This window comes from Arthrobacter sp. 8AJ (assembly GCF_902506025.1).
GTDB lineage: Bacteria > Actinomycetota > Actinomycetes > Actinomycetales > Micrococcaceae > Arthrobacter.
On record NZ_LR733289.1, the window covers coordinates 1,785,231 to 1,801,536 of the forward strand.

Here is a 16,306-nt window from a genome sequence, read left to right on the forward strand (position 1 = left end):
GGGCGGGAGGCGGCATGCGGCCGGGCGGGTAAAGTTGAAGCCACTATGAGTATCGCTTCTTCGTCACCTGCCGCCTCCATTCCCCCCGTCACCGCGGAAACGCCCGTGCGGGTCCGTTTCTGCCCCTCGCCCACGGGCACCCCGCACGTGGGACTGATCCGGACGGCCCTGTTCAACTGGGCCTACGCGCGCCACACCAAGGGCACGCTGGTCTTCCGGATCGAGGACACGGATGCGGCTCGGGACAGCGAGGAAAGCTACCACCAGCTGCTGGATGCGCTGAAGTGGCTGGGCATCGACTGGGACGAGGGCGTGGAGGTGGGCGGCCCGCACCAGCCGTACCGGCAGTCCCAGCGCGGCGACATCTACCAGGATGTCATCAAGCGGCTGCATGAAGGCGGATTCATCTATGAGTCCTTCTCCACCCCGGAAGAGATCGAGGCCCGCCACCGCGCCGCAGGCCGCGACCCGAAGCTCGGTTACGACGGCTTTGACCGGCACCTGACCGATGAGCAGCTGGCGCAGTACCGGGCGGAAGGCCGGCAGGCTGTGCTCCGCCTGCGGATGCCGGACGAGGACATCACGTTCACCGACCTGGTCCGGGGCGACATCACCTTCAAGGCCGGGTCGGTCCCCGACTTCGCCGTGGTACGGGCCAACGGTGCGCCGCTGTACACCCTGGTCAACCCCGTGGACGACGCACTGATGGGCATCACGCACGTGCTGCGCGGGGAGGACCTGCTCAGCTCCACGCCCCGGCAGGTTGCCCTGTACCGGGCCCTCTACGCCATCGGTGTTGCCGAGTACATGCCGGAGTTCGGACACCTGCCCTACGTCATGGGCCAGGGCAACAAGAAGCTGTCCAAGCGGGACCCCGAGTCCAGCCTCTTCCTGCACCGCGAGCGGGGCTTCATTCCGGAAGGGCTGCTCAATTACCTGTCCCTGCTGGGCTGGTCCCTCAGTGCAGACGAGGACATCTTCACGGTGGAGCAGCTCGTGGAGCACTTCGACATCCACGACGTCCTGGGCAACCCCGCGCGCTTCGACCTGAAGAAGGCGGAGGCCATCAACGGCACCCACGTCCGGATGCTCGAACCCAAGGTCTTCCGCGACCGGGTGGCGCACTACCTGCGCGAGGCGGGCCTGGTGGGGGAGATCCTGACCGACCGCGAGGAGGAGATCCTCACCGAAGCGGCACCCCTGATCCAGGAGCGCATCACGTTGCTGGGCGAAGCACCCGAGATGCTGGCATTCCTGTTCAAGGCAGAAGACGCCGTCGACGTTGCCGATGACGCCCGCAAGGGCCTCCCCGCCAACCTTCCCGAGGTCCTGGACGCTGCCATCGCCGCCCTGGAGCCCGTGGCGGACTGGACGGCGGAGAACATCCAGGCTGCCCTCAAGCAGGCCCTGGTGGAAGACATGGGCATCAAGCCGCGGCTCGCCTTCGGTCCGGTCCGCACGGCGGTTTCCGGCCGCCGCGTGTCGCCGCCCCTGTTCGAGTCCATGGTGATCCTGGGTAAAGAGTCGTCCCTGCGCCGGCTCCAAGCCTTCCGCGGCTGATGACCGCCCCCAGCCAGGCACCCGCCGGCATGTTGCAGACACCATTCGGCGCTGTCCGGGGTGTCCTGTTCGATATCGACGACACCCTGGTGGACCTCGAATATTCAATGACCACCGCCCTGCGCGAGGTCAGTGAACACCTCCTGCCCGGCCTGGACCAGGCCGGATGGGAGCGGTTCGGGCGCATCTTCACGCACGAAACCACGCATTACTACGACCGCTACCTTGCAGGTGAGCTGACGTTCAACGAACAGCGCCTGCTCCGGGGAAGGGCGGCGCTGGGGCACTTCGGCGTGGAACTGGCCGACGGCGAGGAATCACACCAGTGGTTGAGCGCCTACATGGAGAAGCAGCCCGCTTATGTGAAGCCGTTTCCCGATGTGCTGCCCCTGCTCGATGCCCTGGACCAGGCGGGCATCCCGTATGGCGCCGTGAGCAACAACGTCCACGACTACCAGCGGGCCAAGCTGGACGGCGCCGGGCTGGAGCGGATCACCCACCTCGTGGGCACCGACACCCTGGGCGTCGCCAAGCCGCATCCGGCGATGTACCTCGAAGGCGTCAGGCTCCTGGGCACTGGCCCTGCCGAAACGCTGTATGTAGGCGACAACCGGCTGCTGGATGCAGAGGGCTCGACGGCGGCGGGCCTGGTGGGTGTGTGGCTCAACCGCGTGGGGGAGGTCGTGGAGGACTTCAATGGCGGCATGGTCGCGTCCCTGGACCAGCTGCTGGGATAAGCTTCCGGCCACAGCGGCCGCTGCCCCTTCTTGAGGGGCGGCGGCCGCTGTGTCGGCGAAAGTGCTCCAGGTGTCAGGCCGCAGCTTCCGGCCGCAGGGAACGCCTGCGGAGGACCAGGTAGGCCCCGACGGCGGCAGCCACCAGCAGCGCCACCACCACAAGTGCGACTGCAGGGTTGTCCAGCCACGACGACGGCGAGACAGCGGCCACCTTCGAGTGCAGCTCCTGCGTGCCGGCCGCTATTTTCGCGTTGCCGTCCGCCAGCTTGCCCGCACCGTCGGCGAGTTTGACCGAGCCGTCGTCCAGCTTGCCGTTGCCGTCCGCGAGCTGGCCTGTTCCGTCGGCGAGCTGGGCGGATCCGGCCTGCAGCTGGCCTGTGCCGCGGCTCAGGGCCACTGTTCCGTCCGACAACGCCTCGGTTCCGGCCAGCAGGCCCGGGTTGGCGGGATCTTCGCCGCCGTTGATTCCGGCGCTGAGTTTGGTGGTGCCGTCCTGGAGGTTGTTCGCCGCGTAAATCAGCCCGGGGCTGTCCGGGTTGCCGGGGACGCCGTCCATTCCCACCCTGATCTTGGCCGTGCCCTCGGCCAGCATGGAGGTGCCCAGTACCACGCCCGGATTTTGCGGGTCCGTCGCATTGAGCTTTCCGGCCAGCGTGGCGAAGCCTGCCTTCAGCCGGCCGGCCCCTTCATCCAGCTGGGCGGCTCCCGTGGTCAAGCTGCCGGTTCCGGCCTTGAGCTGCCCGGCGCCGTCGTTCAGCTTTGCTGCTCCCGCATCGAGCTGCCCCGCTCCCGCGTAGGCGCGCCGTCCGCCGTCCGCCAACTTGGCGATCTGGTCCTTGATGACGGCCAGGGGAACCAGGCCCTGGGGCCCGTTCGCAGCCGCTTCAAGCTGGTCCAGGCCCTGGCTGAGCGCTGCGAGCCCGTCTCCCTTGGCCGGATCGTTCCCCGCGCCCGGGTAGCCCTTCAGCTGCGCCGTTCCGTTCTTCAGCGCCGCTGTCCCTGCGCTCAAGCTGGTGGCGCCGGCGTCGAGCTGACCGGCGCCTGCGGCGAGCCGGCCCGTGCCCGCCGCCAGCTGTCCCGCACCGTCGGCCAGGTTGTTCGGCGCGTTTCCGGCAGCAGTGGGAGTCAGCGCCGCGGACAGGGCGACGGCGCCGGCCTGAAGCTTTCGGGCGCCGTCATCCACCTGATAGACGCCGGGAACGAGTTTGTTCAGGACGTCATTCTGCAGTTTGGTGGTGCCGGCATGCAGCTTGTCTACCCCGGGCGCCAGCTGGTCGCGGACTCCGGAGAAGATCTTCCCGGCACCCGCCTGCAGGGCTGCAGCCCCGGTATTAAGCTCGGCGCTTCCGTCCTTGACCTTGACCGAGCCGTCTTTGACCTGGACTGCGCCCTTGCTCGCTGCGCCCGCCCCGGTGGCCAGCTGCCCGGAGCCGTCCTTGAGTTGCGACGCCCCCGCCGCCGCCTGCCCGGCACCGTCCATGAGCTGGGCGGCACCGTTGGAGATCTGGCCGGTGAGGTAGGTGTAGAACGCAAGGAACAGGGTGAGCAAGAGGGACAAAGCGATGATTGCGATGGATTGTGACCGGGGTCTGGGCCTGGCTGCGGCAATGGTTGCTGTGCGGGTTGTCAACGCTGACACTTCCTAACTTCCGCCGGACGACGCTGCCCGGGGGCGAAAAACCGTGGCTGGTAAGGCGTTCCCGTTTTCCTCGTGGGTCCCCACAAGAAGGGGCAGGGAGGTTGTTACTGATGGGTAACTTACTCGAGGGTAACCATATGACCGGAAGGTGGGCAAGGGGTTTGGAGCGACCGGTTCACTCCGGGTTCCAGGGCCGGCCGACTCTCGATTTGTGCGAGCCGAAAGTCTCGGGTAAAGTAATTTCTCGTGCTGAGGCGCACGGAGCAGGGAAAACGCCCTGAAATCCGGCCCGAAAGTGCCATTGGGATATGGTGTAATTGGCAACACTACGGTTTCTGGTACCGTCATTCTAGGTTCGAGTCCTGGTATCCCAGCTCTGGTTTGAGTGCTGATTTCAGCCGCAAAACAGAAGGTTTCCACTCGGTTCGCCGATTTGAAACCACGGCAAAGTGTGTGAAATACTCACTGAGCTTGAGCAGCGGAAACGCTGCCGGAAGTACACGGCCCCATCGTATAGCGGCCTAGTACGCCGCCCTCTCACGGCGGTAACGCGGGTTCGAATCCCGCTGGGGTCACCATCGGAAATGGTCCCGGGCAACAGCCCGGGACCATTTTTGTTATCCCGACAACAGAGGCTGCCGGCCCAGACGCCCCATCACGTCCCGCCGTGTTTTTGGGAACGCCCCATCACGTCTTGCCGTGTTTTTGGGAACGCCCCATCACGTCTTGCCGTGTTTTTGGGAACGCCCCATCACGTCTTGCCGTGTTTTTGGGAACGCCCCATCACGTCCTGGCGTGTTTTTGGGAACGCCCCATCACTTCCAGTCATGGGTACGGAAAGCTTCATGCCTGCCGCCGCGGTATATCCGGGCTTGCGGACGCGCCGCGGCCGCTCTCCTCGACGACTCAACTGGCATGATGTTGCTGTGACCACCCATGACGAGCACGGCCGCCCAGCCCAGTCGCCACCGCAATCCTTGGCGGCGGTGACGCTGCTGGAGGAAATCCGCAGTGGGCTGGACGATGTCACGCTGCCGCTGGCCCTGCCGGGTGCAGACCAGGCGCGGCGCGGCGCCGCAGCCGCAAGGGCCCAGCTGGACGACTACATCCTTCCCCGGTACCGCAGCCTGGATGCACCCCTGCTTGCCGTCGTCGGCGGTTCCACGGGCGCGGGCAAATCCACCCTCGTGAACGGACTCGTGGGGCACCCGGTAACCCGCGCGGGAGCCATCCGGCCCACCACCCGCCAGCCAATCCTGCTGCACAACCCCGCCGAAGCTGCCTGGTTTGAGGGCCAGCGCGTCCTGCCGGGGCTAAGCCGGATCCGGGGAACCCTGGCTGCCAGTCCGGCGCCCACTGGCCACGCGGGGGAGCCGGCCGCTGCCACCGATTCCCTGGTCCTGGTGGCTGATGCGGCAGTACCTGCCGGCATCGCCCTCCTCGATGCGCCCGACGTCGACTCGATCTCAGACCAGAACCGACTCCTGGCCGGACAGCTGCTGGCCGCCGCCGACCTCTGGGTGTTTGTCACCACTGCAAACCGGTATGCCGACGCCGTCCCCTGGAAGCTCCTCCTGGATGCCGCTTCCCGGGACATTACGGTGGCGGTGGTGCTGGACCGGGTGCCGCAGGGCGCCGAAGCGGAGGTGAGCCAGGACCTCCGTGGCCTGCTGGACCGCGAAGGCCTGGCCGGAAGCCGCCTGTTCATCATCGCCGAAACAGTGCTGGATAGTCACGGCATGCTGCCCGCCGGGGCCGTGGACGAGTTGCGGGAGTGGCTGGCGTCGCTGGCGTCCGATGCCGCGGGGCGGGCCGACGTGGCACGCCGAACGCTGAACGGGACGGTCCGTGCGTTGGCCCAGCGGATTGCGGACCTCGCCGAATCTGTGCGTGCACAGGAACAGGCAGCTGCCCGGCTCGAATCCGACGCCGTGGCGGCTTATGAAAATGCGGCCACCCGGATCCTGGACGCCACCCGCGACGGAGCCCTGCTGCGGGGCGAGGTGCTGGCCCGCTGGCAGGACTTCGTGGGCACCGGCGAATTCTTCCGCACGCTGGAGCAGAACGTGGGCCGGTTCAGGGACCGGATGGGGGCATTCTTCCGTGGCGAACCCGCGCCGGCCGTGCGGGTGGAAGCGGCCATCGAAACCGGCCTGCAGGCAGTCATTGTCGACGAGGCAGCCAATGCTGCCGAAGACACCGACCAGCGGTGGCGCTCGGACCCGGCCGGCCGGCAACTGCTGGCCGCGGACGACCTGTCAGGGACGGCGCCCGGGTTCGCTGACCGGGCGGCTGCGGAGATCCGGGCCTGGCAGGAAGCATTGATGGAGCTGATCCGCACCGAGGGCCAGGGCAAACGCACCCAGGCGCGCTGGTTGTCGTTCGGCATCAACGGCCTCGGTGCCGCGCTGATGATCGTGGTGTTTTCGATGACGGCGGGGCTTACGGGACTGGAGATCGGTGTGGCCGGTGGCACCGCCGTCGTGGGCCAGCGCCTGCTGGAGGCTGTGTTCGGCGAGGACGCCGTGCGCCGGATGGCGGACAAGGCGCGCGAGGACCTGGCCGTGCGCTGCCGGCAGCTGCTGATGGACGAGCAGCAGAAGTTTCTGCAGCGGCTGCCGGCGGACAACCCGGACCTGGCACAGACACTTGCAGTGCAGGCCGGAAGACTGGCGCGGCTGGCGGAGAGCGCGTGAGCCGGCACAGCGGAGCGCGGGAGTCCTCGCGGCTGGATGCCCGGCTCCAATCGCTCCAGGACGCCCGCGAACTGGGGGAGGGGGTCCTGCCGGACCAGGCGCTGCAGGAAGCGTTCGACGTCCTGGAACGCGCAAGTTCCCGCCGTTCCTTGTCCGGTGACCACACAGTGGTCGGCTTCTTTGGGGCAACGGGAAGCGGCAAGTCGTCCCTCTTCAACGCCGTCAGCGGCGCGGAAATCGCGACGGCGGCCGCTCGCCGGCCCACCACATCGGAACCGTTGGCAGGGGTTTGGGGAGCGGCGGGCAGTGAAGCGCTCCTCGACTGGCTGGAGGTGGGGAACCGGCACCCCGCCGCGCCCGTGGAGGGCTTCGCGGACGAACGGACCGGGCTGATCCTGCTGGACCTCCCCGACTTCGACTCCACCCGCGCCGCCAACCGCGAGATCGTGCAGCGCATGGTGGGCATGGTGGACGTCCTGGTGTGGGTGCTCGATCCGCAGAAATATGCGGATGCGGCGCTCCATAACGGGTTCCTGGCGCCGCTGGCGTCCCACGGGGCCGTCACGCTGGTGGTCCTCAACCAGGTGGACCGGCTTCCCGCGCACGATGTGCAGCCGGTGCTTGACTCGCTGCACGCGATCCTTGCCGGCGAGGGGCTGGGACAGGTGCGCGTACTCGCTTCATCCGCCCTGACGGGGGAAGGGATTGGGGAGGTGCGGGCAGCGATCCGGAAGGTGGCCGTGCAGCGGCAGGCCCAGTCCCGGCGGTTGGAAGCGGACATCAGCAAGGCCGCAGAGGACCTGCGGCACGCCTCCGGTGACGGCGACGCCGCAGGAATCCGTTCGTCCGCCAGGACACAGCTCGCGGAGGAACTTGCCGTGGCGGCCAACGTCCCTGCCGTGGTGCGGGCCGTCGGGCAGTCCTACCGCCTCGAGTCCGTACGGCGCACCGGCTGGCCCGTGACCCGCTGGCTCGCCAGGTTCCGGGCAGACCCGCTGCGGCGGCTCAACCTGCGCGGCAGCTCTCCCGCCGCCGTGAACAGGACCTCATTGCCGCCCGCCGGCGCCCCGGGGCGGGCGCGCGCCGATGCCGCGGTCCGGGAATTCGCGGAGTCGGCCAGCGAGGGTGCGCCGGGCCCCTGGCGGGCTGCCATCAGGAACGCCGCGCGGGCCGGCCGGGACCGGTTGCCCGATGCCCTGGACCAGGCCATTGCCGGGACCGACCTTGGTGCCAACCGCAGGGCCTGGTGGTGGGGCGCATTCAACGTTGTGCAGTGGCTGGCACTGCTGATCCTCGTGGGCGGCCTGGGGTGGCTCGGCGTCCTGGCCGGCCTGGGCTACCTCCAGCTGCCGGTCCCCGAGGTGCCGCGCGTTGAGGGGTGGCCGGTGCCCACCCTGATGATTGCCCTCGGCCTGGCGCTGGGAATCCTCCTGGCCGTCACGGGCCGGTTCATTGCGGCAGGAGCTGCCCGGGCGCGGGCGGCAAGGGCACGACGGCGGCTCAACAGTGCCGTTGCAGCAGCGGCCCAGGAATTGGTGGTGACGCCGGTGGCGGAGGAAATTGCCCGGCTGGCAGCCTTCAACAAGGCACTGAAGAAGGCGGGCGCAGCCTAGGAGGCCGCCAGGGCGGCCGCGGCATCCCGGACCTTGATGAGGGTGCGGAGGTTGCGCGTGGTGGTGGCGGCCTTGAATTTCGATTTTGCGCTGATCTTGCTGAACGGGCTCTCGAGGGTTCCGCCGGCCGGGGCCAGCCAGGCAAGTGCCTCCGGTCCCAGCCGCTCCTGGTCGTGGCCCTCAAGGGCAGCCCCTGCCGCTTCCAGTTCATCAAGCACGGCCGTGTCTGAGGACAGGGTGATGTAGGTATGGGTGGACTTGTTGTCCCCGGGATAGGGGCAGGCGTCGACCAGCCCGGCAATCCGCCCGGCGTCCATGACCACAACCCAGGCCTCGTAGCCGAAAGCTGCGCGGAGGCACTTTTCACATTCGCGCTTGACCGCTGCCGCGTCAAGGCCGCTGGAGAGCACCACGTTCCCGCTGGCCAGCAGGGTCTTGGCGTCTGCGAAGCCGCAATCCTTCAGTGCTTCGCGGAGGTCCGCCATCTTAATATTGATTCCGCCGACGTTGATGCCGCGGAGGAACACTGCGTAGCTGCCCATGGGCACAGCCTAGCGGCGCGGGTAAGCCGGGGGGTGGAATTAAGGCTTCGCTGTTGCGCCTAGTCGTTGTTCTTCCGCAGCGCCTCGGTCAGGATGCGTCCTGCATTGCAGACCACTTCGGCGTGGAGGCGTCCCGGCTGGCGGGTCAGGCGTTCGATGGGGCCCGAAATGGAGACGGCGGCGATCACCCTGCCGGACGGACCCCGCACCGGTGCCGAGACGGACGCGACCCCCGGCTCGCGTTCGCCCAGGCTCTGCCCCCAGCCCCGTCGTCGTACTCCTGCCAGGACGGTGGGCGTAAAGCGGGCCGACTGCAGGCCCTCCAGGAGCCGGTCGTGGTCTTCCCACGCCAGCAGGACCTGGGCCGCGGAACCTGCCTTCATGGACAATTGGGTGCCGACGGGGATGGTGTCGCGCAGGCCGATGGGCCGCTCGGCGGAGGCGACGCAGACGCGCCAGTCGCCCTGGCGGCGGAAGATCTGGGCGCTCTCGCCCGTGGCGTCGCGCAGTTGCATCAGGACCGGGCCGGCGGAGGCGATCAGGCGGTCCTCGCCGGCTGCCGAGGCGAGCTCAACAAGCCTGCTGCCGAGCACGAAGCGGCCCTGGATGTCGCGGCTGACGAGCCGGTGGTGCACCAGCGCCAAAGCGAGGCGGTGGACAGTGGGGCGGGCCAGGCCCGTGGCGGCTACAAGCTGCGCCAGGGTGGTGGGTCCTGCCTCGAGGGCATCGAGCACCTGGGCCGCTTTATCAATGACACCGACTCCACTAGAATTGTCCATGTAATGATATTGCCGTCTCATTATCTGAGATGCAAATCTTTCGGGTGGCGCGGCGTGGAGCCCTCCTGATTCAGTTGGACCATTCAGCCAAACAGCAGTGAAGGGAGAGGGCCATGGGAAAGACATTGGCCGAGAAAGTCTGGGACGCACACGTGGTGCGCAAAGGTGACGGCGATGGTGCCAACGCCCAGCCTGACCTTCTCTTCATCGACCTTCACCTGGTCCACGAAGTCACGTCCCCGCAGGCCTTTGAAGGCCTGCGCCTGGCCGGGCGCAAGCTGCGCCGGCCGGACCTGACCATCGCCACCGAAGACCACAACACCCCCACCCTGGATATCGACAAGCCCATTGCCGACCTCACCAGCCGCACCCAGATCCAGACCCTGCGCAACAACTGCGCGGAGTTCGGGGTCCGGCTGCACAGCCTGGGCGACGCCGAACAGGGCATCGTCCACGTCGTAGGTCCCCAGCTGGGCCTCACGCAGCCCGGCATGACGGTGGTCTGCGGCGACTCGCACACCTCCACGCACGGTGCGTTCGGCGCGCTGGCCATGGGCATCGGCACGTCCGAGGTGGAGCACGTCATGGCCACCCAGACCCTGTCCCTGAAGCCGTTCAAGACCATGGCCATTAACGTGGAGGGCACCCTGCGCCCGGGCGTTACCGCCAAGGACATTATCCTCGCCGTGATCGCAAAGATCGGCACCGGCGGCGGCCAGGGCTACGTGCTGGAATACCGCGGCTCGGCCATCCGGGCGTTGTCCATGGAAGCGCGGATGACCATCTGCAACATGTCCATCGAGGCAGGCGCCAGGGCCGGCATGGTGGCACCCGACCAGACCACCTACGACTACATGCTGGGCCGTCCGCACGCGCCGGAGGGCGCTGACTGGGACGCCGCCGTCGAGTACTGGAACACGCTGCGGACCGACGACGACGCCACCTTCGACGTCGAGGTGGACCTGGACGCCGACACGCTGGAGCCCTTCGTCACCTGGGGCACCAACCCCGGCCAGGGCGTGTCCCTGTCCCAGGCCGTTCCGTCCCCCGAGGACTTCGGCGACGAGAACGCCAAGGCTGCCGCCGAGCGCGCCCTGCAGTACATGGGACTCGAGGCCGGCACACCAATGAAGGACATCAGGGTAGACACCGTCTTCCTCGGTTCCTGTACCAACTCCCGGATCGAGGACCTGCGCGCTGCCGCGGACATCATCCGCGGCCGCGAAAAGGACCCGCAGGTCCGCATGCTGGTGGTGCCCGGCTCGGCCCGCGTCCGGCTCGAAGCCGAGGCGGAGGGACTGGACAAGGTCTTCAAGGACTTCGGTGCCGAATGGCGCTTCGCCGGCTGCTCCATGTGCCTGGGCATGAACCCGGACCAGCTGGAGCCGGGGGAGCGGTGCGCCTCCACCTCCAACCGCAACTTCGAAGGACGCCAGGGCAAGGGCGGACGCACGCACCTGGTCTCGCCGGTGGTGGCCGCAGCCACGGCCGTGCGCGGCACGCTCAGCTCGCCGTCGGACCTTGAACCGGCTCCCGAACCCGCAGCCATCCGCATCGACGCAGCCTAGGACAACACCATGGAAAAGTTCACCAAGCACACCGGCATTGGCGTCCCGCTGCGCCAGAGCAACGTCGACACCGACCAGATCATCCCCGCGGTGTACCTCAAGCGCATCACCCGGACCGGCTTCGAGGACGCCCTGTTCTCGGCGTGGCGGAAGGACTCCTCCTTCATCCTGAACCAGGAGCCGTACAACGCCGGTTCGGTCCTGGTGGCCGGCCCGGACTTCGGTACCGGTTCCTCCCGCGAGCACGCCGTCTGGGCGTTGAAGGACTACGGCTTCAAGGCCGTGCTGTCGTCCCGCTTCGCGGATATTTTCCGCGGCAACTCGGGCAAGCAGGGGCTGCTGGCTGCGCAGGTGGCCCAGGACGACATCGAGCTCATCTGGAAGGAACTCGAGAACGCCCCGGGCACCCAGGTCACGGTGGACCTCGAGTCCAAGACCGTGGTGTGCGGCAACATCGTGGCGCCCTTTGAGATCGATGACTACACCCGCTGGAGGCTCCTGGAAGGCCTGGATGACATCGGGCTGACCCTGCAGCACGAAGCCGACATCACGGCCTATGAGGCCACCCGCCCGGCTTTCAAGCCGAAGACCCTGCCGGCGAAGCTTTCCTAGCCTGGGGTGCGCCATCCGGCGGCGGGTGCCCGTTCCGCCACGCCCCGCCGCCGGCGCCCCCTTATTTCGGTTCGGTAACGCGACCTCCTATGCTTGGTTGGAGCCTTTGCAAGGTTTTGGGGGCTAGTGATCGTGAGGAAACCGGTATATGAGTAGTGTTCTGACAATCCGCGGCGGTGTCCCGCTTACAGGCCGCGTCAGCGTCCGTGGGGCAAAGAACCTTGTCCCCAAGGCAATGGTGGCGGCGCTGCTGGGCAACGAACCCTCGGTGTTGCGGAACGTGCCGGAAATCAAGGACGTCGAGGTAGTCACCTCCCTGCTGCAGCTGCATGGCGTGACGGTGGAGAAAGACCCCGTCAACGGTGACCTCACCCTCGATCCCAAGGCTGCCAAGACGGCGCCGAGCACCGCGATCGACGCCCACGCCGGCGACTCCCGCATTCCCATCCTGCTGTGCGGGCCGCTGATCCACGCGATCGGCGAAGCCTTCATCCCGGACCTGGGCGGCTGCAAGATCGGCGACCGGCCCATCGACTACCACCTGGACGTCCTGCGCCAGTTCGGTGCCGTGGTGGAGAAACGCCCCGGCGGCATCCACATCTCGGCGCCCAAAGGCCTTCATGGCGCCAAGATCTCCCTCCCTTACCCCTCTGTGGGGGCCACGGAGCAGGTCCTGCTGAGCGCCACCCGCGCGGAAGGCATCACGGAACTTTCCGGCGCCGCCACCGAACCGGAAATTATCGACCTCATCGCCGTGCTGCAGAAGATGGGCGCCATTATCAGCGTCCAGACTGACCGCACCATCCGCATCGAAGGCGTCCGCGACCTGGGCGGCTACAACCACCGCGCCCTTTCGGACCGCAATGAGTCGGCGTCCTGGGCGTCGGCGGCGCTGGTGACCCGCGGCGACATCTTCGTCGAGGGTGCCTCCCAGCGCGACATGATGACTTTCCTGAACACCTACCGCAAAGTGGGCGGCGGAATGGACATCGGCGAGGACGGCATCCGGTTCTACCACAAGGGCGGCAAGCTGAACCCGCTGGTCCTCGAAACAGACGTCCACCCCGGCTTCATGACCGACTGGCAGCAGCCGCTGGTGGTGGCACTCACCCAGGCCGAGGGCGTCTCGATTGTCCATGAAACGGTGTACGAGAACCGCTTCGGCTTTACGGACGCGCTCATCCGCATGGGCGCCAGCATCCAGGTGCACCGGGAGTGCCTGGGCAGCGTCCCGTGCCGCTTCGGCCAACGGAACTTCCTGCACTCCGCGGTCATTTCCGGCCCCACCCAGCTCAAGGGAACCGACATCGACGTTCCGGACCTGCGCGGCGGGTTCAGCCACCTGATCGCCGCCCTGGCGGCCACGGGAACCTCACGGGTCACCGGCATCGACATCATCAACCGCGGCTACGAGCGCTTCACCGAGAAGCTTGCCGGACTCGGTGCCGATTTCGACATCACCACCACGAAGTAGAGCGGGACTGTGAAGGAATCTGCCAAGAGCAGGGCCACATTTGTGTTCATCGCCGGCGTCGTCCGGCCCCTGATGAACCTCATGATGTCCAAAACCTGGGAAGGCACGGAGAAGCTTCCCGCAGGCGGCTTCATTGCCGCGCCCAACCACTGCACCGAAATCGACCCCCTGGTGGTGGGGCACATGCTCTACAACCAGAAGCGGGCCCCGCACTTCCTGGCCAAGGCCGGGCTCTTCAAGGTGCCCGGCCTGGGCCCGCTCCTGCGCGCCACCAAGCAGGTGCCGGTGGAGCGTTCGACGGCGGGAGCGAACCGGTCGCTGCAGGTGGCCCAGGAGATTGTGGCTGAGGGCGGCGCAATCATCATCTACCCGGAGGGCACGCTGACCCGCGACCCCGGGCTTTGGCCGATGACGGGACACACTGGGGCGGCACGGCTTGCCCTCGAAGGGGGCATCCCGGTGGTGCCCATCGCCCACTGGGGTGCGCACGAGGTCTTCCCCAGGTACGGCAAGCGGTTCCACCTGTTCCCGCGGAAGCGTTCCCGCGTGGTGGTGGGCGATCCCGTGGACCTGAGCGCCTTCAAGGGCCGTCCCCTGGACAAGGCCACACTGAGCGAGGCCACGGAACTGATCATGGACGCCATCACGGAGCTCCTGGCGGGCCTGCGCGGTGAGCAGCCTCCCGCGGAACGCTGGGATCCGGCCAAGCAGCAGCAGGCCAAGCACGGGCGGTTCGTGGAACGCGGGCAGCAGCCGGGCGCAGGAACGGAAGCGCAGTGACTGCTGACGCAAAGCCGGGAGCGGCCCGCACTGTGGCCGTCCTCGGTGCAGGATCATGGGGAACAACGTTCGCGAAGATCCTGGCCGACGCCGCCACCGCCACCGGTACGCCGCGCGCCATCAAGCTGTGGGGCAGGCGCGCCGAAGTGGTGGAAGAGATCAACACCAGCCACCGCAACAGCGACTACCTCAAGGACATCGTCCTGCCGGAAAGCATCACGGCGTCGACCGACGTCCGCGAGGTCCTGGCAGGGGCAGAGCTGGTGGTGGTGGCCGTTCCGGCCCAGTCGCTGCGTCCCCAGCTGCGGGAGTGGAAGGACATGATCGCCCCCGGGGCCGTCGTCGTCTCCCTCATGAAAGGCCTGGAGCTGGGAACCGACGCCCGGATGAGTGAGGTCATCAGCCAGGAACTGGGCCTGCCGCAGGAACGCATCGCGGTCGTCTCAGGCCCCAACCTCGCCATGGAAATTGCCCGTGAGGAACCCACCGCGTCCGTTGTGGCCTGCACGGATTCCGCGACGGCGGGCTGGCTTGCCAGGAGCTGCACCGCCCCCTACTTCCGCCCGTACACCACGGCGGACGTCGTCGGCGTCGAAATTGGCGGGATCGTCAAGAACGTCATCGCGCTGGCCGTGGGCATCTGCGAGGGCAGGCAGATGGGGGACAACACCAAGGCCTCGGTGATTACCCGGGGACTTGCGGAAACATCCCGCCTTGCGCTGGCACTGGGCGGCGAAGCGAAAACCATGGCCGGGCTCGCGGGGCTTGGCGACCTCGTGGCAACGTGTTCCTCCGCGCTGTCCAGGAACCACACCGCCGGCCGGCTGCTGGGACAGGGCCTGACGCTGGAAGAGGTGGGCCGGAAGATGACCCAGACCGCCGAAGGCATCAAGTCCGGCCAGGCCGTCCATGAACTTGCCGGCAAACTCGGCGTCGAAATGCCCATTACTGCCGCCGTCGTGGCGGTGCTGGCAGGCAAGCTGTCCGTTGACCAACTGGGGCCGGTTCTGCTGTCCCGGGAATTGAAACCTGAAGGCGATTACTGACCATGTCCCAAGACAAACCCACCACAGGCCAAACGGCCCCCACCAGGAAGCCGCGCGTTGCCGTGCTTTTTGGCGGCCGTTCCAGCGAGCACGCCGTGAGCTGTGTCACGGCGGCAGGTGTGCTGGGTGCCATCAATAAGGACAAGTACGAGGTCATCCCCATCGGGATCGCCAAGACCGGGCAGTGGGTTCTCGCCCCCGCCGAGACGGCCCAATGGTCCCTGGCGGCATCATCGCTCCCGGAAGTTGTGCCGTCGTCGGAAACCGTCACCCTGGCCGAGATCGGCGGGGAACACCAGCTGATCGTGGCCGCGCCCAACCAGGTTCCGCAGGAACTGGGCGCCGTTGACGTGGTCTTCCCGCTGCTGCACGGCCCGTTCGGCGAGGACGGGACCGTCCAGGGTCTCCTCGAGCTCTCGGATACGCGCTACGTCGGCGCCGGGGTCCTGGCATCGGCCGTCGGCATGGACAAGCACTACATGAAGGTGGTCTTCGAAGCTGCCGGGCTGCACGTGGGCCCGTATGTAGTGGTGACCGACCGGCAGTGGCGCAAGGACCCCGAAGCCGTGCGCAAGCAGGTGGACCGCCTCGGGTTCCCCGTCTTCGTCAAGCCGGCCCGTGCCGGGTCCTCGATGGGCATTTCGAAAGTCGACTCCCTCGAGGGGCTGGACGCCGCCATCGAGGAAGCCCGCCGCCACGACCTCAAGCTCGTGATCGAAGCCGGCATTGTTGGACGCGAAATCGAGTGCGCGGTCCTGGAGGGCCGGGGCACGGACGCGCCTCGGACGTCGATGCCCGGCGAAATCTCCGTCGCCGGGGGCACCCACGAGTTCTACGACTTCAACGCCAAGTACGTCGAGGATGACGCCGCAGCCCTCAGCTGCCCGGCCGACATGCCTGCGGACGCTATTTCCCGGGTCCGTGAGCTGGCTGCCGCCGCCTTTGACGCAGTTGGGGCCGAGGGGCTCAGCAGGGTGGACTTCTTCTACACTCCCGAGGGCGAATTGATCATCAATGAGATCAACACCATGCCCGGCTTCACGCCCAAGAGCATGTACCCCCAGATGTGGGCGGCAACAGGATTGGGCTACGCCGACCTCATCGACGAACTGATCTACCTGGCACTGAACCGCAACACCGGACTCCGCTGATCCCCACCGGCACCCTAACCTCGCTCCGCTTCGGCCAGGGAACCCTGCCGGCGTGGGCCCACCCACCGGCACCCTAACCTCGCTCCGCTTCGGCCAGGGAACCCTGCCG

The 16,306-nt window shown here is 67.4% G+C and carries 13 protein-coding genes and 2 tRNA genes; 12 read left to right on the forward strand and 3 right to left on the reverse strand.

What is annotated here, in order from left to right:
* Nucleotides 1-45: 45 nt before the first annotated feature.
* Nucleotides 46-1,560 (forward strand): glutamate--tRNA ligase, encoded by a 1,515-nt coding sequence (gene gltX / locus BACI349Y_RS08270; RefSeq protein ID WP_159631707.1) that lies wholly within the window; start codon nucleotides 46-48, stop codon nucleotides 1,558-1,560.
* Nucleotides 1,560-2,297: an HAD family hydrolase gene (locus BACI349Y_RS08275; protein ID WP_159631708.1), complete on the forward strand. Its 738-nt coding sequence runs from the start codon at nucleotides 1,560-1,562 to the stop codon at nucleotides 2,295-2,297. Before gltX ends, BACI349Y_RS08275 begins: the two co-directional genes overlap by 1 nt.
* Nucleotides 2,298-2,370: 73 nt before the next feature.
* Here the strand turns inward: BACI349Y_RS08275 and BACI349Y_RS08280 are convergent, their stop codons facing one another.
* On the reverse strand, nucleotides 2,371-3,855 hold the full coding sequence (locus BACI349Y_RS08280) for a hypothetical protein (RefSeq protein ID WP_236560767.1): 1,485 nt from the start codon (nucleotides 3,853-3,855) through the stop codon (nucleotides 2,371-2,373).
* 383 nt (nucleotides 3,856-4,238) lie between these two features.
* On the opposite strand from BACI349Y_RS08280, the gene BACI349Y_RS08285 reads away from it, so the two are divergent.
* The 4 genes from BACI349Y_RS08285 (at nucleotide 4,239) to BACI349Y_RS08300 (ending at nucleotide 8,245) form a co-directional block, all read left to right on the forward strand.
* Nucleotides 4,239-4,310: transfer RNA gene (locus tag BACI349Y_RS08285), tRNA-Gln, on the forward strand.
* A gap of 128 nt (nucleotides 4,311-4,438) precedes the next feature.
* A tRNA-Glu gene (locus BACI349Y_RS08290) sits at nucleotides 4,439-4,514 on the forward strand.
* Between the two features lie 348 nt (nucleotides 4,515-4,862).
* Nucleotides 4,863-6,632 carry a dynamin family protein gene (locus BACI349Y_RS08295; protein ID WP_236560768.1) on the forward strand — a complete coding sequence of 590 codons (1,770 nt, stop codon included), beginning with the start codon at nucleotides 4,863-4,865 and terminating at the stop codon, nucleotides 6,630-6,632.
* A complete protein-coding gene (locus BACI349Y_RS08300) occupies nucleotides 6,629-8,245 on the forward strand; it encodes a GTPase (protein ID WP_159631710.1) in 1,617 nt (538 codons plus the stop codon). Before BACI349Y_RS08295 ends, BACI349Y_RS08300 begins: the two co-directional genes overlap by 4 nt.
* Here BACI349Y_RS08300 and BACI349Y_RS08305 read toward each other — a convergent pair.
* Both BACI349Y_RS08305 and BACI349Y_RS08310 read right to left on the reverse strand, forming a co-directional pair.
* Entirely contained in the window at nucleotides 8,242-8,787 is a 546-nt protein-coding gene (locus BACI349Y_RS08305) for a DUF1697 domain-containing protein (RefSeq protein ID WP_159631711.1), read from the reverse strand. The genes BACI349Y_RS08300 and BACI349Y_RS08305 overlap by 4 nt on opposite strands.
* Before the next feature lie 59 nt (nucleotides 8,788-8,846).
* Complete coding sequence (locus BACI349Y_RS08310; RefSeq protein ID WP_009356552.1) at nucleotides 8,847-9,566, reverse strand: IclR family transcriptional regulator; 720 nt, start codon at nucleotides 9,564-9,566, stop codon at nucleotides 8,847-8,849.
* A gap of 113 nt (nucleotides 9,567-9,679) precedes the next feature.
* On the opposite strand from BACI349Y_RS08310, the gene leuC reads away from it, so the two are divergent.
* From leuC to BACI349Y_RS08340, 6 genes are all read left to right on the forward strand, one after another.
* A complete protein-coding gene (gene leuC / locus BACI349Y_RS08315; protein ID WP_159631712.1) occupies nucleotides 9,680-11,134 on the forward strand; it encodes a 3-isopropylmalate dehydratase large subunit in 1,455 nt (484 codons plus the stop codon).
* Between the two features lie 9 nt (nucleotides 11,135-11,143).
* Nucleotides 11,144-11,746: a 3-isopropylmalate dehydratase small subunit gene (gene leuD / locus BACI349Y_RS08320; RefSeq protein ID WP_159631713.1), complete on the forward strand. Its 603-nt coding sequence runs from the start codon at nucleotides 11,144-11,146 to the stop codon at nucleotides 11,744-11,746.
* Between the two features lie 148 nt (nucleotides 11,747-11,894).
* A complete protein-coding gene (gene murA, locus BACI349Y_RS08325) occupies nucleotides 11,895-13,220 on the forward strand; it encodes a UDP-N-acetylglucosamine 1-carboxyvinyltransferase (RefSeq protein WP_026265620.1) in 1,326 nt (441 codons plus the stop codon).
* 9 nt (nucleotides 13,221-13,229) lie between these two features.
* Nucleotides 13,230-14,000 (forward strand): lysophospholipid acyltransferase family protein, encoded by a 771-nt coding sequence (locus tag BACI349Y_RS08330; protein WP_159631714.1) that lies wholly within the window; start codon nucleotides 13,230-13,232, stop codon nucleotides 13,998-14,000.
* On the forward strand, nucleotides 13,997-15,046 hold the full coding sequence (locus BACI349Y_RS08335; RefSeq protein WP_159631715.1) for an NAD(P)H-dependent glycerol-3-phosphate dehydrogenase: 1,050 nt from the start codon (nucleotides 13,997-13,999) through the stop codon (nucleotides 15,044-15,046). Before BACI349Y_RS08330 ends, BACI349Y_RS08335 begins: the two co-directional genes overlap by 4 nt.
* Nucleotides 15,047-15,048: 2 nt before the next feature.
* Complete coding sequence (locus tag BACI349Y_RS08340) at nucleotides 15,049-16,197, forward strand: D-alanine--D-alanine ligase family protein (RefSeq protein ID WP_159631716.1); 1,149 nt, start codon at nucleotides 15,049-15,051, stop codon at nucleotides 16,195-16,197.
* The last annotated feature ends 109 nt before the right edge of the window (nucleotides 16,198-16,306 follow it).